This is a genomic window from Kitasatospora sp. NPDC088779 (genome assembly GCF_040685395.1).
Classification (GTDB): Bacteria; Actinomycetota; Actinomycetes; order Streptomycetales; family Streptomycetaceae; genus Kitasatospora.
The window spans coordinates 22,225-38,395 of record NZ_JBFBHW010000017.1 but is presented as its reverse complement, the minus strand read 5'-3'; the positions used below and the strand labels follow the sequence as shown (position 1 = coordinate 38,395).

The following is a 16,171-nucleotide window of genomic DNA, read 5'->3' as shown; positions in this document are numbered from 1 at the left end:
ACAACAATTTGCACGGAATCGGAAAACGGACCCTGCCGGAGGGCCGGTCAGGCCGGGGCGGCGAAGACCTGGGTCCACCAGGGGCCGCCGGAACCGGTCCGCACACCGACCCCGAGCTGCTTGAACGCGCAGTTCAGGATGTTCGCACGGTGACCGGGGCTGTTCATCCAGGAATCCATCACCGCGGCCGGGTCCTTCTGGCCGCGGGCGATGTTCTCGCCCCAGGTGCTCCAGCGGTAGCCGGTCACCTCGATGCGGTGGTCGGCGTGCTCGCCGTCGGGGCTGGCGTGGTCGAAGTAGTTGCGGTCCGCCATGTCGTCGCTGTGCGACTGGGCGGCGCCGGCCAGCCGGGGCTCGGCGCTGACCGGGCCGCAGCCGGCCTTGGCGCGTTCGACGTTGACCAGGTCGACGACCTGCTGGGCGGAGGAGGGAGCGGCGCCGCCGCCGACCGGGGTGGGCGCCGAGGCGCTCGTGGGGGCGGGGGCACCGGTGCGCTGCGCGGCGGCCGGGGTGCCGGCGGACTTGGCGGGAGCAGGAGCGGTCACGGGCGTGCTCGGGCTCGGCCTCCCGGTGGCCGTCCGGGTCGGCGTCGCGGTCGCCGGGGCCGTCGGGGACGCCGGAGCGGCGGGGGTGGTCGCGGCGGCACTGGTCGGGGCCGGTACCGCGTCGGTGGCGGCCGGGGTGACCGGCGGCGCGGCGACGTCGGGGCCCGCTCCCCCGGCGCCGGGGACCTGGATGCCGTCGTGGGTGCCGGCCTCGGCTGCTATCAGGGCGGCGTCCGCCGCCAACGCCTGACCGGTGGCGTCCCGGTCGGCCTGCTTGCCGCCGTAGGCCGCGTAGCCGGCGCCGACCAGGGCGGCGAGCAGTCCGGTGCCGGCCACGGCGGCGGCGACGGCGGCGACCGGGCCGACCGGACCGCGCCGTCGGGCCCGGCGGCCCCGGCCTCCGGGGCGTTCCGTGTGCCGCTGGGCGGCCCGGCGCGCGGCGCGGCCGCCGGGTCGGCCGGAGGCTCCGCTCCGTGCACCGCTCTCGGCACCGTTCGCCGGGAGGATGGTCGTCCTGTCGTCGCTGTTCACGTGCCCACGCTTTCTGTCCGGGTCGGCGGGTCGGGTGCCGACACCTGGGAGACCACCCGGCGACGCGCCGATAACAGAAAGTCCGAACGAATGTCCGGTGGCAGGGTCGCGGGCCCGGCCGCGGCCGGGCCCGGGGCCCGCTCCCGAGGCACGCCCTCAGGCCGCCCGGACGCGGGTCACGGGGCGTCCGGGGCCATGTCGTAGGTGACGAACATGGTCCGGGTGGCGACCTGGTCGTACTTGCTGCGGGCGCGGTGGTTGTCGTCGGCGGTGATCCAGCGGACGGTGTTCCAGCCGCGCTCGGCGGCGATCGCCCGCAGCCGGGCCAGCAGCTGGTCCACCGCGCCGCCGCCGCGCACCTCGGACGCGACGAACAGGTCGTCGAGGAAGCCTCCGACCGCGCCGTGCAGGGGGCGGGCGAACGGGCGGTAGTGGGCGAGTCCGACCGGCGTGCCGTCGCCGTCGCGGACCAGCAGGCCCTCCAGTTCGTGGTCCGGGTCGTGGAGCCAGGACCAGACCAGTTCGGCCTTCTCCTCCGGCATCGGCAGCCGGTAGAACGCGCAGTAGCCGCGGAAGAGTTCGCGCCAGACGGGGTAGTCGGCGCGCTCCGGCGCGCCGACGCTCCAGCGGGTCGTGGTGGTCAACTCGGTCTCCCTCGATCGGGCGGGCGGGCCCCGGGGTCGCCGGGCCGCGGTGTGGCGCCAGCATGACGGGCCGTCGGCTCCGCGCCGAGCTCCACCACGGCCAAGACCGGCCGCCCGCGCACTCCACTCCGGCGCGGTACGGGCGCACCGCCCGCCGTGCGGTGGCCGGTCGGGTGGCCGATCCTGGACGCCCGGCCACGCACCACCCGAGGAGCGCCATGCGGCTGCGGCACCTGGCCCAGACGTCCCGCGCCGTCGCCGCCGAGCCCGGACGGCGGGCCAAGACGGCGCTGCTCGCGGACTGCCTGCGCGCACTGGGCCCGGCCGAGGCCCCGGCGGCCGTGGGCCTGCTGTCGGGCGAGTCGCAGCGGCTGCGCACCGGCGTCGGCCCGGCGGGCCTGCGCGACCTGCCACCGCCCGCCGCCGAGGCCTCGCTCGACGTCCGGGAGACCGAACGGGAGCTGGAGCGGATCGCCGGGGTGCACGGGCCCGGCGCGCAGGCCGAGCGGCGGCGGCTGCTGGCCGGGCTGTTCGCCCGGGCGACCGAGGTCGAGCAGGCGTTCCTGCGGGCGGTGCTGGTCGGCGAGCTGCGCCAGGGCGCGCTGGACGCGCTGGTCGGCGACGCCGTCGCCCAGGCGGCCGGGGTGCCCGCGGCGGCGGTGCGCCGGGCGCTGATGTTCCGCGGCTCCGCCCGGGCGGTCGCGGAGGCGGCGCTGACCGGCGGGGCGCCCGCGCTGGCCGCGTTCCGGCTGGAGGTGGGCCGGGCGGTGCGGCCGATGCTGGCCGCCTCCGCGCCCGACGTGGCGTCGGCGCTGGAGCGCACCGGCCCGGCCGCCCTGGAGTGGAAGCTGGACGGCGTCCGGGTGCAGGTGCACCGGGACGGCGCGGAGGTCGCGGTGTTCACCCGCGGCCTGGACGACATCACCGCGCGCGTCCCCGAGGTGGCCGAGGCGGCGCTCGCGCTGCCGCTGCGCTCGGCGGTGCTGGACGGCGAGGCGATCGCGCTCGGGCCCGACGGGCGACCGCGCCCGTTCCAGGAGACCGCCGCGCGCACCGCCTCCCGGCGGGATCCGGAGCGGCTGCGCGCCGAAGTCCCGCTCAGCGCCTTCTTCTTCGACCTGCTGCACCGGGACGGCGAGGACCTGGTGGACCGCCCCGGCCGGGAGCGGTGGGCGGCGCTGGACGAGGCGGTGCCGGAGGGCCTGCGGGTGCCCCGCACCGAGACCGGGGACGGTGAGCGGGCACTGGCGTTCTTCCGCGAGGCCCTGGCCCGCGGACACGAGGGCGTCCTGGTCAAGGACCCGGCGGCCGGGTACGCGGCCGGGCGGCGCGGCGCCGGCTGGATCAAGGTGAAGCCCCGGCACACCCTGGACCTGGTGGTGCTGGCCGCCGAGTGGGGCAGCGGCCGGCGGCGCGGCCTCCTCAGCAATCTGCACCTGGGCGCCCGGGCGGCGGGCGAGCCCGGGCTGGGCCCGTGGGTGATGCTCGGCAAGACCTTCAAGGGCCTCACCGACGAGACGCTCGCCTGGCAGACCGCCGAACTCCTCGCCCGCGAGAGCGGGCGGGACGACTGGACGGTGCGGGTCCGGCCGGAACTGGTCGTCGAGATCGCCTTCGACGGTCTCCAGCGCAGCCCCCGCTACCCGGCGGGGCTGGCCCTGCGGTTCGCCCGGGTGGTGCGCTACCGGCCGGACAAGAGCGCCGCCGAGGCCGACACCGTCGCCACCGTCCGGGAGATTGCCGCCGCCGAGGGGCTGTGAGCCGTCCTTTGGCGGAGTAACGTCAATTTCAAACCCCCTTTGCGGCGACGCTGGACCGGCTCCGACCCGAATCGGCCATTCTGGACGATCCCCGCATCGCCCCTCCGTGGACGCAAGGGTGGCGGTTAGGTTGGCAATGACAACGAGAGGCGGCCGCCGGACGCCCGGCGCCGCACTGGCGAGAGGTGCTCGACCATGAAGGTGAGCGTCGACCGGGACCGCTGCTGCAGCTCCGGGATGTGCGTCCTGAACGCTCCGGAGATCTTCGACCAGGACGAGCAGGACAGTCTGGTGGTCCTCCGTCAGACCGAGTTCAAGCCCCCGCAGTTCGCCGTGCTGAGGCTCGCCGCCGAGCTCTGCCCGGGCGGCGCGATCACCGTCACCGAGGAGGACTCCGCCGAGGACGCCGGCTGACGCCCCCGCCGGCTCCCGACGGTCCCCCGCCCGCGCCGACCCCGGCCACCGTGACGACCGCCGCTCCCGGCCGTCGTCGCGCGAACCGTCGGCCCCGGCGCCACCCCACCCACCCGAGGACATTGCGACGCAAGGAGACCCCACCTTGACGAGCACACCCACCGCCCGGACCTTTCCGATGCCCGCCCCGCGCGACGCCGGCTGTCCGTTCAGCCCGCCGCCCGCCTACACCGAGGCCGCCGCGACGGCACCCATCACCCGCGCTGCCCTGCCCGACGGCGAGTCCTGCTGGCTGGCCACCGGCTACGCCGAGGTCCGCACCATCCTGTCCGACCGCCGGTTCAGCGCGGACGCCCGCCACCAGGGGTTCCCGCTGCTGGTGCCCGGCCGCCGGGAAGCCCTCCTCGCCAACCCGAGCTTCCTGCGGCTCGACGACCCCGAGCACGCCCGGCAGCGCCGGATGGTCACCGGCGACTTCCTGGTCAAGCGGGTCGAGGCGATGCGCCCCGGCATCCAGCAGATCGTCGACGAGGCGCTCGACCGGATGACCGACGGCCGGACCGAGGCCGACCTGGTCGCCGACTTCGCGCTGCCCGTCCCCTCGCTGGTGATCTGCCTGCTGCTCGGCGTCCCGTACGAGGACCGGGACCGCTTCCAGGGCCTCAGCCGGACCCTGCTCAACAAGCACAGCTCGGCCGAGGAGGTCCAGGCCGCCTCGGACGAACTGCGCGAGTACCTCGGCGGCCTGGCCGCCCGCAAGCGGGAGGAGCCGGGCGACGACATCCTCAGCCGGCTCGCCGTCCGGGACGACCTCACACCGGGCGAGGTCGCCACGACCGGCATCCTGCTGCTGATAGCCGGGCACGAGACGACCGCGAACATGATCTCGCTCTCCACCGCCCTGCTCCTCGACCAGCCCGAGCAGATCGCCAGGCTGGCCGACCCGGCCGCGCTGCCCGGCGCCGTCGAGGAACTGCTGCGCCACCTGACCATCGTGGACCACGGCCTGCCCCGGGTCGCGCTGGAGGACGTCGAGCTGGGCGGCACCGTGATCAGGGCCGGCGAGGGCGTGATCGCGCTGATCTCCACCGCCAACCAGGACGAGGAGATGTTCGGCGGCGCCGACCTGCGGCCGGCCGACCAGCTCGACCTCGACCGGGACGCCCGGCGGCACATGGCCTTCGGCTTCGGCGTGCACCAGTGCCTCGGGCAGCCGCTCGCCCGCGCCGAGCTCCAGATCGCCCTGGCCACCCTGTTTCGGCGGCTGCCCGGCCTGCGGCCGGCGGCCACCGGGGAGGGCCGGAAGTTCCGCTCGGAGGCGTTCATCTACGGAATGCGGTCGCTGCCCGTCACCTGGTGACGGCCGTCGGACGGAGGGCGGGGCCGGCCGTCGACTAGGGCGTGTCCGACAATTCGCGTCGGATCAGCACGCGGCGGGAATTGTCAGACCCGCCCTAGCCCGTTCGGCTGGCCCCGGGGCCGGGGCGGGGGCAGGCTGGGGGGTGAGAGACAGACCCGGCCCTGCCGCACCCCGGCTCGGAGCGCGCCCGGACCGGCCGAGGAGACGGAGCCCGCCATGACCGACATGAGCGAACGGGCCGAGATGAGCACGGACCGTGACGAGGACGTCCGCGCCGCGGATCCCGAAGAGGGCATCACCTCGATGCAGAACCTGCACGCGCAGGACACCTCCCAGGCGGAGGGCGAGCCCACCCTGGAGGAGTCCGGTCCGGACCGCTGAACAGCTGTGAGCACCCGACCGCCCGGTGGGACCGGGCGGTCTTCGCGACCGCAGGTGTCGCTGCCCGGGCAGCGACTCACCGGCGGGGGAGGATAAGCGCATGACCGAACACGATCAAAACGGCAGGCAGGCCCGACCGCCCGTCGACCCGCGCACGTCGTGGGCGACCTGGACCACGCAGTCGATCATCAGCGGACCCGGCGGGGTCACCACCACCGAGATCGGCCCCATCTCCGGCGACCTCACCGTGCACACCACCTGGGTGGACGGCGAGGCCCGGCTCACCGTCCAGTACACCGGCGCATTGGACTGGTACACGGTGACCGGCAGCCCCGTCCCGGCGGCGGACGAGACCACCGCGCGGGCGATACACCAGGCGATGGTGAACGGCGTCAAGGCCGGCCGGGGCGCGGCCGCCCCGGCCCCGCCGGACAGGCCCTAGCTGTTCAGTCTCCCGGGACGACCTCGCCCCGCACCGCCGGCGCCGCGGCGGCCCAGTAGGCGCGGTCGACCGGGGGACGCGCACGCAGGTCCGCGCGGACCTCGACGGCCAGCCGGCGGGTGTCGCGCCGGTTGACGGTGGCGCCGATGCCGGCGCCGACCAGCAGCGGGGTGAGCGACGGCAGGCGGCGCAGCGAGCTGCGGGTGAGCCGGCGGCTGACCTGCTGGCGCACCTCCGCCCCGAGCGCCAGGGCGGCGAACCCGGCCGGCCGGGACAGCAACCTCGCGTCGATCCCCCGGCGGTTGGCCCAGGCGCCCAGGTAGGCCCCGGCCCGCTGGGTGACACCGCCCGGCGCCCGGGCGCCGTAGACCTCGTGCAGTTCGGCGATCAGCTTGATCTCCAAGGCCGCGACGGCGAGCGTCTCCGCCGCGATCTCCACCGGCATCGCGGGCGGCACCGGCAGCATCGCCGCCGCGCCCACGCCGGCGCCGAGCGCGCCGGAGGCCCGGGCCGCGCCGGTGACCAGCAGGTCGGCCAGCGCCTCCGGGTCGGCCGCGCCGGGGTGCTGGGCGCGCAGCGTGGCGAGGTCGCGCACCGGGATCCGCGGCGCGGCCCGCACCAGTTGCTCGGTGAGGGCGCGGCCGCCGAACGCGGCACCCTTGGCGGCGACCCGGCCGCCCCGGCCGAGCAGGTGGGCCGCGTTCGCCACCAGGGCCCGGCCGCGGCCACGGCCGGCCCGGTACTCGGCGATCCGCCACTCGCCCTCGGGCTGCTCGGCCTGCTCGACCAGTTCGGCGAGTTCGCCGGCCAAGGCGGCGTCGGGCACGGCGGCGGGGGTGGGAGCGGGCTCGGGGACAGGCCTGGAACGTCCGGGTTTACGGAAGACTGCCATAGATGTCCGGTACCCCCTCCGCTCCCGGGGTACGCCCTACCCGGTGATCTCGACCCCGCGCCAGAACGCCACCCGGCCGCGGATCTCCTCGGCCTCCGGCTTCGGGTCGGCGTAGTACCAGGCCGCGTCGGGGTTGGTCCGCCCGTCCACTTCCAACGTGTAGTAACCGGCGGTGCCCTTCCAGCCGCAGACGGTGGTGGTGTCGGACGGACGCAGGAATTCGGTCCGGACGGATTCGACCGGAAAGTAGTGGTTGCCCTCGACGACGACGGTCTCGTCGCTCTCGGCGACGACGGTGCCCTGCCAGCGCGCTGTGGTCATGCGGCCGATTCTGCCCCAGGGACGGACGGCACCCGGGGGGTTCGCGGAAATCGTCGGCGGATGCCGGACGGTCAGGGCAACAGCCGGGGCAACGGTCAGGGCAGCGGCTCGGCGTGGACCGGCAGGTGCGGGGACTGGTGGCCGCCGCTGGCGAGCATCCGGACCTCGCCGGCGTCGCTGATCTCGGCGCGGACGATGCCGCTGGCGTCCTCGTACACCGGGTGTCCGCCCGGGCCCGTCGCGCTGGTGCGGACGACCACGACGACGTCCTGCGGGGCCTGGGTGCCGGGGGTGCCGGGGAAGGTGAGCACGTAACGGTTCGCGGGGGTCATCTCCATCTCCTGTCCCGATTGTCCCGATCTCCTGGTCCCGATGCGTGGCCGCGGTCGGCGGACCCGCCGGACGGCGGTCGGCCTACGCGGTGGCCTCGGCGGCCCGGGCGGGCGCGCCGCGGACCTCCAGCTCGGTGAGCAGCCGGGCGGTGGCCTCGGCGACCGCGTCCACGGCCCGGTCGAAGGCCTCGCGGTTGTGCGCCGCCGGGGCGCGGAACCCGGACACCTTGCGGACGTACTGCAGCGCGGCGGCGCGGAAGTCGTCCTCGTCGGCGTCGAGCGTCACCGGCGGGCGCAACGTCTTGATGTTGCGGCACATGCACCCAGTCTCGCGCGTGGACGCCGTACTGGCGACCCCCTCCCGTCACACGCACCTCACGGCGGCGTCATCCGGCCGGATTAGGATGCCGGACGAACGAATCCCCCCGTCCCGCCGCGCCTCCCCGTCCGCGGGCGTCACCCCGGAGTCACCCCCTTGCCTCTCGCGCTGCTCGCGCTGGCCGTCACCGCGTTCGCCATCGGCACCACCGAATTCGCCGCCATGGGGCTGCTCCCCCAGGTCGCCGACGATCTGCACGTCTCCATCCCGCAGGCCGGCTGGCTGATCTCCGCGTACGCGCTGGGCGTGGTCATCGGCGCCCCGCTGCTCACCGCGCTCGCCTCCGGCCGGCCGCGCAAGGCCGTGCTGGTGGCGCTCGCCGGGCTGTTCGCCACCGGCAACCTGCTGTGCGCGCTGGCACCGGACTTCTGGACGCTGGCCGCCGCCCGGCTGATCACCGGACTGCCGCACGGCGCGTTCTTCGGGGCCGGCGCGGTGGCCGCGGCCGAACTGGTGGCCCCGGACCGCCGGGCCCGGGCGGTGGCCGTGATGTTCTCCGGCCTGACCATCGCCAACATCGTCGGCGTGCCGGCCGCCACACTGCTGGGGCAGCACCTGGGCTGGCGGGCGACCATGCTGGTGGTCGTCCTGATCGCCGCCGCCGGGACGCTCGCCATCGCCCGGCTGGTGCCGTCGCTGCCCTCCCCCGGGCAGGCCGGGCTGCGGCACGAGCTGCGGGCCTTCCGCGACGGGCAGCTGTGGCTGGCGCTGGCCACCGTGGTGTTCGGCTGCGGCGGCTTCTTCGCCTGCTACAGCTACATCGCGCCGCTGCTCACCGAGGTGTCCGGGTACGCCACCGGCTCGGTGACACTGGTGCTGGCGCTGTTCGGGGTGGGGATGACGATCGGCAACGTGATCGGCGGGTTCGCGGCCGACCGGGCGCTGCGCCCGACGGTCTGCGCCGCCTTCGTGCTGCTGGCCGCCACCCTGGCGCTGTTCGCGGTGACCGCGCACGCCCGCTGGTCGGCCGCCGTCACGGTGGTGCTGATCGGGCTGTTCGGCTTCGCGATCGTGCCGGCGGTGCAGACGCTGGTCCTGCAGAAGGCGCGCAGCGCGCCGACGCTGGCCTCGGCGACGGTGCAGGGCGCGTTCAACCTGGCCAACGCGCAGGGCGCCTACTTCGGCGGGCTGGCCCTGGACGCCGGGTTCGGCTGGACGGCGCCGACCCTGGTGGGCGCAGGCCTGGCCGCTTCGGGCGCGCTGATCGCGGTGCTCGCCTGGGCGGCCGACCGGCGCCGGCCCGTGCCCGCCGCACCGGAGCCTGCCGCGACGGCTCCGGCCGCGGCGGCTCCGGCCGGCGTCCAGCGTTAGGGCTGGGGCTGGATCTGGGCCCGGGGCTGCGCCAGGGGTTCGAGCTCGCGGTGGGCGGCGGCCAGCAGCAGGTAGCCCTCGCCGTTGGCCTTGATGCCGGCCTTCTCGTCCTCGGTCAGCTCGCGGCGGACCTTGGCCGGGACCCCGGCGACCAGCGAGCCGGGCGGCACCCGCATGCCCTGCGGCACCACCGCGCCCGCCGCGACCAGCGAACCGGCGCCGATCCGGGCGCCGTTGAGCACGGTGGCGTTCATCCCGACCAGGGCGTCGTCCTCGACCACGCAGCCGTGCAGCACCGCGTTGTGCCCGACCGAGATCCGCTCGCCGACCACCAGCGGGAAGCCGGGGTCGGCGTGCAGGGTGCAGTTGTCCTGGATGTTGCTGTCCCGGCCCACGGTGATGGACTCGGCGTCGCCGCGCAGCACCGCCCCGTACCAGACGCCCGCGCCGGGGCCGATCGTCACGTCCCCGACCACGACGGCGTTCGGTGCGAGGAAGGCGCCCGGGTCGACGGTGGGCACCTTGCCCCCGACTGCGGCGATCAGCGGCTCTGCCATGTCTCGTCCTCCTGGTGACGGTCGGCCGTTCCTGTCGCCGGACAGCGTAGGGGGCGGATCCGCAGCACCCGTCCTACCCCTGCCCGCCGCAGACGCCGGCGTTCACCGCCCGCTGCCAGGCGGCGAGGGCCGCGGCCGGATCCGGCGCGTCGTAGAAGGTCGTGCTGTTGGCGAACTGGCGCTTCCCGTCGAGCGAGCCGAGCATCATCGTGCTGTAGCCGGGGATCCCGCCGGCGTGGCCCCAGAACGCACCGCACGGGGTGTCCACCCGCTGGAGGCCGAGCCCGTAGGCCTGGCCCCCGCCGTGGGCGGTGGTCTTCTGCATCTCGGCGAGTTCGGCGGGGCGCAGCAGCCGGCCGCCGAGCAGGGCGCGGATGAACGTCGTCAGGTCCGCGGTGGTGGAGATGCCCGCGCCGGAGGGGCCGGCCATGGAGGGGTTGAGCGAGGTGACGTCGGCCGGGCCGCTGTCGAGCTTGAGGTAGGCGTGGGCGTGCGAGCCGGGGATGACCGGGGAGTAGAGCGGCATCGAGGTGCCCGTCAGGCCGAGCGGGCGGATGATCCGGCGTTCCACCTCCTCGTTCCAGCCGTGGCCGGTGAGGCGTTCGATGATCAGCGCGACCAGGGCGTAGTTGGTGTTGGAGTACTGCCAGTCCTGGCCGGGGCGGAAGGCGGGCGGGTACTTGTCGGCGATGTCCACCTGGTCCTGCGGGCTGTAGGACGTGTAGCGGCCGGTGTCGAGCCAGTTCTGGTCGTAGGAGTTGAAGGCCGGGTCCTGGGTGTAGTCGGCGACGCCGCTGGTGTGGTTGAGGAGTTCGCGGACGGTGATGTCCGCGCTGTTCGGCACCGCGCCGGGCAGCAGGCTCTCCAGGCGGTCGTCCAGTCCCAGTCGTCCCTCGCCGACGAGTTGGAGCAGCACGGTGGCCACGAAGGTCTTGGTGGTGCTGCCGATCCGGAAGCGGCCCGCGGGGTCGGCGGGGGTGTCCGCGCCGAGCCGGGCGACGCCGCCGGCGGCGCGGTGGACGAGCCGGCCGTTCTCGCGCACGGCGGCGAGGGAGGAGGTGGCGACGTTCTTCGCGGTCAGGTCGGCGAGGGCGGTGTCGAGGGCCGTCCAGTCGGCGCTGCGGTCGGTGGCACTCGCCGGGCGGGCCGTGTCCTGGGCGGCGGCGGCCGGGGCGAGCGCGGCGATCAGGCCCGCGCCCGCGAGGGCCGCGACGGCGGCGCGCAGGGCCGGCCCGCGTCGGCGGCGCCGGGTGGTGGCGGCTGGGTCGGTGGTCATGACGTCCTCCCTGTTCCGGCCGGCAGGGCTGTCAACCTCCGCCGCTGCCATGGTCTTTGACACCATGGCAGGGCGACTGCGGGGCGGTCGTCAGCCTCCGGGGCGGCGAGTCTGCTACCTGGGGAGGGGCGTGACCCTGACGGGTTCCCGGAGTCGCGCCCCCGAGACGGGTCGGGGGCGCGACGGGCCTGGGCGGGCGGGTCAGGAGGCCGGCGCCTTGGTGCGCAGGATCTCGATGAACGCGCGCAGCCACGCCGGGTGGTCGGGCCAGGCGCGGGCCGAGACGACCACGCCGTCCACCACCGCCTCGCCGTCGACGAATTCGGCGCCCGCCGCCTTCACGTCCGGCGCCAGCGCCGGGTAGGCGGCGCTGCGGCGGCCGGACAGCACCCCGGCGGCGGCGGTGATCAGCGGGCCGTGGCAGATCTGTGCGACCGGCTTGTCGCCGGCGAAGAAGTGCTGGACGATCCGCTGCACGTCCGGGTCGTTGCGCAGGTACTCGGGGGCGCGGCCGCCGGGGATGACCAGCGCGACGTAGTCGGCCGGGTCGACGTCGGCGAAGGCGAGGTCGGCGGGCCAGGTGTAGCCGGGCTTCTCGGTGTAGGTGTCGTAGCCGTCGACGAAGTCGTGGACGACGAACTGGAGTCGCTTCCTGGTCGGGGCGGCGATGTCGACCTGGTAGCCCTCCTCGCGCAGCCGCTGGTACGGGTAGAACACCTCCAGCGACTCGGCGGCGTCCCCGGTGACGAGCAGGATCTTCGATGTCATCGCCGACATCCCTCCACATGGTCGAGCGTCCGACACGGCGTGGGCCCCGGCCGGTGGCCACCGGCCGCGGGCCCGGACCAACCTCCCGCACCGGCCGTGCCGTTGGCAACAGGGCGCACCGGGCGTACTGCGGCGCGTCACCGGGTGTGCGCGCCTGCCGAGGGTCGTGCGCGCCGGGTCACCGCCCGGCTGCGGGCCGCGGCTGCCCGCGTCCTAGACTCCTGCTGCCCGCCACGACCGCACACCGGAGGAGCCCATGCCGGACCGCACCACCCACCTCGTCCTGCCCGGCTACCAGAACTCGGGCCCGGAGCACTGGCAGACCCGCTGGGAGGCCGCCGAACCGGACGCCTTCCGCCGGGTCCAGCAGGCGGACTGGGACCACCCCGACCAGAGCGACTGGATCGCCCGGGTGGACGCGGCGGTGGCCGAGGCCGCCGCCGAAGGGCCGGTGGTGCTGGTCGCCCACAGCCTCGGCTGCGTCACGGTGGCCCGCTGGGTGGCCGCCGCGCCCGCCGGGCGGACCGCCGCGGTGCGCGGCGCGCTGCTGGTCGCCCCCGCGGACATCGACACCGCCGAAGTCCCGCAGCTGACCGGCTTCCGGCCGGTGGCCCTGGCGCCGTTCCCGTTCCCGGCCGTGGTCGTCGCCAGCACCGACGACCCGTGGGTCAGCCCCGAGCGGGCCCGGCTGTTCGCCGGCGCGTGGGGCGCCCGGTACGTCGAGCCGGGCGCGTACGGACACCTCAACTCGGACTCCGGGCTGGGCGACTGGCCGGAGGGCCGCAAGCTGCTCGCAGAGCTGTGACGCATCGGACGGGGGGACGATGAGGAACCGGATGCCGAAGGCCAGGCGCGTCCTGGTCCGGCTGCTGCTGGCGGGCGGGGCGGCCGCCGTGCTGCTCTACACCGAGGGGCAGTGGGAGAGCCGCTCGGGCGGGCTGATGCTGGTCGCCGACCTGCTCAACCGGCCCGAGCTGCTGCTCGGCGCGGCGCTGGCCGCGCTGATCGCCGCCGCCTGGCTGGGCGACCGGCGCACCGCCGTACGGACGGCCACCCGGGCGGTCACGGTGACGGCCGGGGTGGTATTCCTGCTCGGCGTGCTGGCCGCGCACAAGGTCTCGGCGGCCGAGACGCGCAGCCGGGAGACCGCCCCGGCCCGCCCGGAGCTGGCCCTGGTCGTGGTGCACCGCTCGTACGCCACCGCGCCGAAGGACAACGACGACTGGCAGGTGCTGCTGGAGGTCGGCGCGGGCTGGTCCGGGCGGCGCTGGTCACTGGCCCAGATCGGCAGGGCACCGGACGACGCCCGGCTGGTGGAGGCGAGTTGGACCGGCCGGGACCAGATCACCGTGGTCACCGACTCCTACCGGCGGGTCTTCAACCTGGACCAGGACACCGGCGAGCCGGTCGAGGCACGGTAGCGTCCGCGCTACGGCAGCCCCACCGCGTGGGCGAGCAGGGCGAGCAGCGCCGCGTTGCCCGCCGCGCCCACGGCGGTGGCGGACAGGAAGCGGGCCGCACTGCCGTCCGGGAACGGGTTGACGAGCATCGCCGGCAGGAAGCCGGGCATCGTCCAGACGGCGGCGGTCCGCTGCCGGACCGCGTTGGCCGCGCTGGTGCCCGCGCGCAGTTCGCGGGCGGCGGCGAGCCCGATCACCAGGTACCCGGCCAGGTAGCCGATCGAGGGCCAGAACACGGCGGGGACACCGAGGATGCTGTGCGGCATGGCACCCATCGTCCGCCGCCGGTCCGCGGCCCCGCCTGAGTACGGGTACTCAGGCGGGACCGGGCGGCTCACTGGTCCTGGTTGTCGCCGGGGTCGGCCGGCGCGGGGGGAGCCAACGGGGTGGACTGCCCGGGCTGCCCCGACGGCGTGGACGGCGCGGAGCGGCCGACCGGACTGTTCGGGTTGAGCGGACCGCCCGTGCTGCCCGGGGTGCTCAGGGTGCCGGGGCTGCTCGGGTTGCCGGGGCTGCTCGGGCGCTGCTTGCCCGAGCCGCTCCCGCAGGTGCCGGTCGGCGAGCCGCTGGGGGTGGCGCAGCTCGGGTCGCGCTTGGGCGGGTCCGGGATGTAGACCGTCGGGAAGTCCTTCTCCGGCATGTTCCGGACGGCGTCGCTCATCGCCTGCTCCCAGATCGGGCCCGGGCCGGTCGCGCCGAAGACCTCCTGCTGGTAGTGGCCGCCGATCCGGATGTTCTTCATCGGCACCTTGGTGCCCGGGCTGCCCAGCCAGACCGAGCCGGCCAGGTTGCCGGTGTAGCCGGTGAACCAGGCCGACTTCTTCTCGTCCGTCGTCCCGGTCTTGGCCGCGATCTGCCGGCGGTCGTCCAGCCTGAGCTCCTTGGCGGTGCCCTTCTCCGTCACCCCGAGCAGCACGCTGTTGATCACGTCGGCGGTGTCCGTGGACATCGCCTCGGTGCACTTGGCCGGGCTCACCGGGACGTCCTTGCCGTCCACCGTGGAGATCTTGTTGATCGCCAGCGGCACGCAGTAGGTGCCGCGGGCGGCGAAGCTCGCGTACACGTTGGCCATCGTCAACGGGCTCACCTCCTGGGTGCCGAGGCCGAGGGCGGGGACCTCTTCCAGCGGCTTGCCGTCGGCCTTGCCGGTGACGCCCAGCTTGTTGGCCATCTGCTTGACCGCGCAGAGGCCGATCTCCTGCTCCATCTGCACGAAGTAGGTGTTCACCGAGAGGGCCATCGCCTCCTTGAGCTCGTACGGGCCGACCTCGCGCGGGCTCTCGTTCGGGATGCTGCCCTCCTTCTTGCCCTTGTTCGGGTTCTTCCAGGTGCCGTCGCAGGTCCTCGTCGTCGGCCAGTCCATCCGGTTGGGCGAGTCGTACCGCTGGGTGGGCGGCAGGCCGGCCTCCAGGGCGGCGGCGGCCACGATCGGCTTGAAGTTGGAGCCGGGCTGGAAGCCGATGCCGCCGCCCATCGCCGCGTCCACGTTGTAGTTGACGACGGTCTGGTTCTTCTCCTTCGCCAGACCGTAGGGGCGGGTCTGCGCCATCGCCAGGATCTTGCCGGTGCCGGGCTCGACCATCGTCATCGCCGCCGAGACCGGGTCGGTGACGTACACCTGCTCGGAGACGGCGTTCTGGGCGGCGGCCTGCTTGTCCGGGTCCAGCGTGGTGTAGATGTTGAGGCCGCCGGTGTCCCACAGCTTCTTGCGCTCGGCGGCGCTCTTGCCGAACACCGGGTCCTGCTTGACCACGTGGCGCACGTAGTCGCAGAAGAAGCCCATGCCGGCCTGGGCGGTGATGCAGCCGTTCTGCGGGTCCCGGTACTTCAGGCCCAGCGGCGCGGCCTTGGCCTCCTTGGCCTGGTCCGCGGTGATGTGCTTGTTCTCGACCATCTTGTCGATGACGGTGTCCCGACGCTTCTGCGCGGCCACCGGGTGCAGCTTCGGGTCGTACTGGGACGGGTTCTGCACCAGCCCGGCGAGCATGGCCGCCTCGGGGAGGGCGAGGTCCTTCGCGTCCTTGCTGAAGTAGCGCTGGGAGGCCGCCTGTATGCCGTACGCCTGATGGCCGTAGAAGGTGATGTTCAGGTAGTTGGTGAGGATCTGATCCTTCGTCAGATCCTCCTCCAGCTTGATGGCGTACCGGAGTTCCTGGATCTTGCGGCCGAGCGTCTTGCGCTGCGCCTCCAGGACGGCCACCGGGTCGTCGCCGGCCTTCTCCACGTTGACGTTCTTCACGTACTGCTGGGTCAGCGTCGACGCGCCCTGGACGGCGGCGCCACTCTCCGCGTTCTTGGTGATCGCCCGCAGGATGCCCTTGAGGTCGACGGCGCCGTGCTCGTAGAAGCGGGCGTCCTCGATGTCCACCTGCGCCTGGCGCATCAGCGGTGACATCTGCTCGGCGGGTATCACCGTGCGGTCCCGCTCGTAGACCTTGGCGATCAGGCCTCCCTTGGCGTCGAAGACCTGGGTGGCCTGCGTCAGCGCCGGCGCCTTGAAGTCGTCGGGGATGCTCTCGAAGCCCTCGGCGCTGCTCTTGGCCCCGAGCCCGACGGCGCCCGCCGCGGGAAGGATGAGGCCGGCCAGCAGGACACCGCCGAGAGTGCAGCAGCCGAGGAACGTGACCGTGTGACCCAGGAATCCGATCGGGGTCTCACGACGCCGCGGGCGCGGCACCCAGGTGTCGCCCGCGTCCGGGGCAGGTATGCGGCTCTTCGGTGACATAACTGGAACACTACGGCCGCGAATACCGTGCCAGGGCAGGGTGTTGGCGAAGCTTTGTCACAAATCCGCCACA

At 74.5% G+C, this 16,171-nt stretch carries 19 protein-coding genes; 8 read left to right on the top strand and 11 right to left on the bottom strand.

Features of this window, described 5'->3' with window-relative positions:
- Nucleotides 1-47 precede the first annotated feature (47 nt).
- Nucleotides 48-1,076: a CAP domain-containing protein gene (locus AB0P03_RS18315; protein ID WP_363629651.1), complete on the bottom strand. Its 1,029-nt coding sequence runs from the start codon at nucleotides 1,074-1,076 to the stop codon at nucleotides 48-50.
- A gap of 176 nt (nucleotides 1,077-1,252) precedes the next feature.
- Nucleotides 1,253-1,720 carry a GNAT family N-acetyltransferase gene (locus tag AB0P03_RS18310; RefSeq protein WP_363587321.1) on the bottom strand — a complete coding sequence of 156 codons (468 nt, stop codon included), beginning with the start codon at nucleotides 1,718-1,720 and terminating at the stop codon, nucleotides 1,253-1,255.
- Between the two features lie 218 nt (nucleotides 1,721-1,938).
- On the opposite strand from AB0P03_RS18310, the gene AB0P03_RS18305 reads away from it, so the two are divergent.
- The 5 genes from AB0P03_RS18305 (at nucleotide 1,939) to AB0P03_RS18285 (ending at nucleotide 6,077) form a co-directional block, all read left to right on the top strand.
- Nucleotides 1,939-3,480 (top strand): ATP-dependent DNA ligase, encoded by a 1,542-nt coding sequence (locus AB0P03_RS18305; protein ID WP_363629649.1) that lies wholly within the window; start codon nucleotides 1,939-1,941, stop codon nucleotides 3,478-3,480.
- A 195-nt stretch (nucleotides 3,481-3,675) separates the two neighbouring features.
- Complete coding sequence (locus AB0P03_RS18300) at nucleotides 3,676-3,894, top strand: ferredoxin (protein WP_363587319.1); 219 nt, start codon at nucleotides 3,676-3,678, stop codon at nucleotides 3,892-3,894.
- A gap of 178 nt (nucleotides 3,895-4,072) precedes the next feature.
- Nucleotides 4,073-5,254 (top strand): cytochrome P450, encoded by a 1,182-nt coding sequence (locus tag AB0P03_RS18295; RefSeq protein ID WP_363587323.1) that lies wholly within the window; start codon nucleotides 4,073-4,075, stop codon nucleotides 5,252-5,254.
- A 216-nt stretch (nucleotides 5,255-5,470) separates the two neighbouring features.
- On the top strand, nucleotides 5,471-5,635 hold the full coding sequence (locus AB0P03_RS18290) for a hypothetical protein (protein ID WP_159398310.1): 165 nt from the start codon (nucleotides 5,471-5,473) through the stop codon (nucleotides 5,633-5,635).
- A gap of 100 nt (nucleotides 5,636-5,735) precedes the next feature.
- Entirely contained in the window at nucleotides 5,736-6,077 is a 342-nt protein-coding gene (locus AB0P03_RS18285) for a hypothetical protein (protein ID WP_363587318.1), read from the top strand.
- Between the two features lie 4 nt (nucleotides 6,078-6,081).
- Here the strand turns inward: AB0P03_RS18285 and AB0P03_RS18280 are convergent, their stop codons facing one another.
- The 4 genes from AB0P03_RS18280 to AB0P03_RS18265 form a co-directional block, all read right to left on the bottom strand.
- Entirely contained in the window at nucleotides 6,082-6,903 is an 822-nt protein-coding gene (locus AB0P03_RS18280; RefSeq protein WP_363587317.1) for a hypothetical protein, read from the bottom strand.
- Nucleotides 6,904-7,005: 102 nt separating this feature from the next.
- The gene (locus tag AB0P03_RS18275) at nucleotides 7,006-7,290 is read right to left on the bottom strand and encodes a DUF427 domain-containing protein (protein ID WP_063346074.1); all 285 of its coding nucleotides are present in this window, start codon (nucleotides 7,288-7,290) and stop codon (nucleotides 7,006-7,008) included.
- A gap of 95 nt (nucleotides 7,291-7,385) precedes the next feature.
- A complete protein-coding gene (locus AB0P03_RS18270) occupies nucleotides 7,386-7,622 on the bottom strand; it encodes a DUF6296 family protein (RefSeq protein WP_350886018.1) in 237 nt (78 codons plus the stop codon).
- 82 nt (nucleotides 7,623-7,704) lie between these two features.
- Nucleotides 7,705-7,941 carry a DUF2277 domain-containing protein gene (locus tag AB0P03_RS18265; RefSeq protein WP_350886016.1) on the bottom strand — a complete coding sequence of 79 codons (237 nt, stop codon included), beginning with the start codon at nucleotides 7,939-7,941 and terminating at the stop codon, nucleotides 7,705-7,707.
- 156 nt (nucleotides 7,942-8,097) lie between these two features.
- On the opposite strand from AB0P03_RS18265, the gene AB0P03_RS18260 reads away from it, so the two are divergent.
- Nucleotides 8,098-9,312: an MFS transporter gene (locus AB0P03_RS18260; RefSeq protein ID WP_363587316.1), complete on the top strand. Its 1,215-nt coding sequence runs from the start codon at nucleotides 8,098-8,100 to the stop codon at nucleotides 9,310-9,312.
- On the opposite strand, the gene AB0P03_RS18255 is transcribed toward AB0P03_RS18260, so the two are convergent.
- From AB0P03_RS18255 to AB0P03_RS18245, 3 genes are all read right to left on the bottom strand, one after another.
- Nucleotides 9,309-9,869, bottom strand: coding sequence for a gamma carbonic anhydrase family protein (locus tag AB0P03_RS18255; protein ID WP_363587315.1), 561 nt, complete (start codon nucleotides 9,867-9,869; stop codon nucleotides 9,309-9,311). The genes AB0P03_RS18260 and AB0P03_RS18255 overlap by 4 nt on opposite strands.
- Before the next feature lie 73 nt (nucleotides 9,870-9,942).
- Nucleotides 9,943-11,145 (bottom strand): serine hydrolase domain-containing protein, encoded by a 1,203-nt coding sequence (locus tag AB0P03_RS18250; protein ID WP_363629647.1) that lies wholly within the window; start codon nucleotides 11,143-11,145, stop codon nucleotides 9,943-9,945.
- Between the two features lie 201 nt (nucleotides 11,146-11,346).
- The gene (locus AB0P03_RS18245; RefSeq protein WP_363587313.1) at nucleotides 11,347-11,913 is read right to left on the bottom strand and encodes a DJ-1/PfpI family protein; all 567 of its coding nucleotides are present in this window, start codon (nucleotides 11,911-11,913) and stop codon (nucleotides 11,347-11,349) included.
- 256 nt (nucleotides 11,914-12,169) lie between these two features.
- Between AB0P03_RS18245 and AB0P03_RS18240 the strand changes: the two genes are divergently transcribed.
- Entirely contained in the window at nucleotides 12,170-12,718 is a 549-nt protein-coding gene (locus tag AB0P03_RS18240) for an alpha/beta fold hydrolase (protein ID WP_363629645.1), read from the top strand.
- Between the two features lie 31 nt (nucleotides 12,719-12,749).
- Nucleotides 12,750-13,334: a hypothetical protein gene (locus AB0P03_RS18235; RefSeq protein ID WP_350886005.1), complete on the top strand. Its 585-nt coding sequence runs from the start codon at nucleotides 12,750-12,752 to the stop codon at nucleotides 13,332-13,334.
- Nucleotides 13,335-13,342: 8 nt separating this feature from the next.
- Here AB0P03_RS18235 and AB0P03_RS18230 read toward each other — a convergent pair whose 3' ends face one another.
- Entirely contained in the window at nucleotides 13,343-13,639 is a 297-nt protein-coding gene (locus AB0P03_RS18230; protein ID WP_363629643.1) for a hypothetical protein, read from the bottom strand.
- Between the two features lie 68 nt (nucleotides 13,640-13,707).
- On the bottom strand, nucleotides 13,708-16,098 hold the full coding sequence (locus AB0P03_RS18225) for a transglycosylase domain-containing protein (protein WP_363629641.1): 2,391 nt from the start codon (nucleotides 16,096-16,098) through the stop codon (nucleotides 13,708-13,710).
- Nucleotides 16,099-16,171 lie beyond the last annotated feature (73 nt).

What these genes read in the sequence shown, in the direction of transcription:
- AB0P03_RS18235 (WP_350886005.1), top strand. Translation starts at nt 12,750, where the DNA reads ATGCCGAAGGCCAGGCGCGTCCTGGTCCGGCTGCTGCTGGCGGGCGGG.
- AB0P03_RS18285 (WP_363587318.1), top strand. Translation starts at nt 5,736, where the DNA reads ATGACCGAACACGATCAAAACGGCAGGCAGGCCCGACCGCCCGTCGAC.
- AB0P03_RS18230 (WP_363629643.1), bottom strand. Translation starts at nt 13,639, where the DNA reads ATGCCGCACAGCATCCTCGGTGTCCCCGCCGTGTTCTGGCCCTCGATC.
- AB0P03_RS18255 (WP_363587315.1), bottom strand. Translation starts at nt 9,869, where the DNA reads ATGGCAGAGCCGCTGATCGCCGCAGTCGGGGGCAAGGTGCCCACCGTC.
- AB0P03_RS18225 (WP_363629641.1), bottom strand. Translation starts at nt 16,098, where the DNA reads ATGTCACCGAAGAGCCGCATACCTGCCCCGGACGCGGGCGACACCTGG.
- AB0P03_RS18305 (WP_363629649.1), top strand. Translation starts at nt 1,939, where the DNA reads ATGCGGCTGCGGCACCTGGCCCAGACGTCCCGCGCCGTCGCCGCCGAG.
- AB0P03_RS18250 (WP_363629647.1), bottom strand. Translation starts at nt 11,145, where the DNA reads ATGACCACCGACCCAGCCGCCACCACCCGGCGCCGCCGACGCGGGCCG.
- AB0P03_RS18300 (WP_363587319.1), top strand. Translation starts at nt 3,676, where the DNA reads ATGAAGGTGAGCGTCGACCGGGACCGCTGCTGCAGCTCCGGGATGTGC.
- AB0P03_RS18245 (WP_363587313.1), bottom strand. Translation starts at nt 11,913, where the DNA reads ATGACATCGAAGATCCTGCTCGTCACCGGGGACGCCGCCGAGTCGCTG.
- AB0P03_RS18295 (WP_363587323.1), top strand. Translation starts at nt 4,073, where the DNA reads ATGCCCGCCCCGCGCGACGCCGGCTGTCCGTTCAGCCCGCCGCCCGCC.
- AB0P03_RS18290 (WP_159398310.1), top strand. Translation starts at nt 5,471, where the DNA reads ATGACCGACATGAGCGAACGGGCCGAGATGAGCACGGACCGTGACGAG.
- AB0P03_RS18275 (WP_063346074.1), bottom strand. Translation starts at nt 7,290, where the DNA reads ATGACCACAGCGCGCTGGCAGGGCACCGTCGTCGCCGAGAGCGACGAG.
- AB0P03_RS18270 (WP_350886018.1), bottom strand. Translation starts at nt 7,622, where the DNA reads ATGACCCCCGCGAACCGTTACGTGCTCACCTTCCCCGGCACCCCCGGC.
- AB0P03_RS18265 (WP_350886016.1), bottom strand. Translation starts at nt 7,941, where the DNA reads ATGTGCCGCAACATCAAGACGTTGCGCCCGCCGGTGACGCTCGACGCC.
- AB0P03_RS18240 (WP_363629645.1), top strand. Translation starts at nt 12,170, where the DNA reads ATGCCGGACCGCACCACCCACCTCGTCCTGCCCGGCTACCAGAACTCG.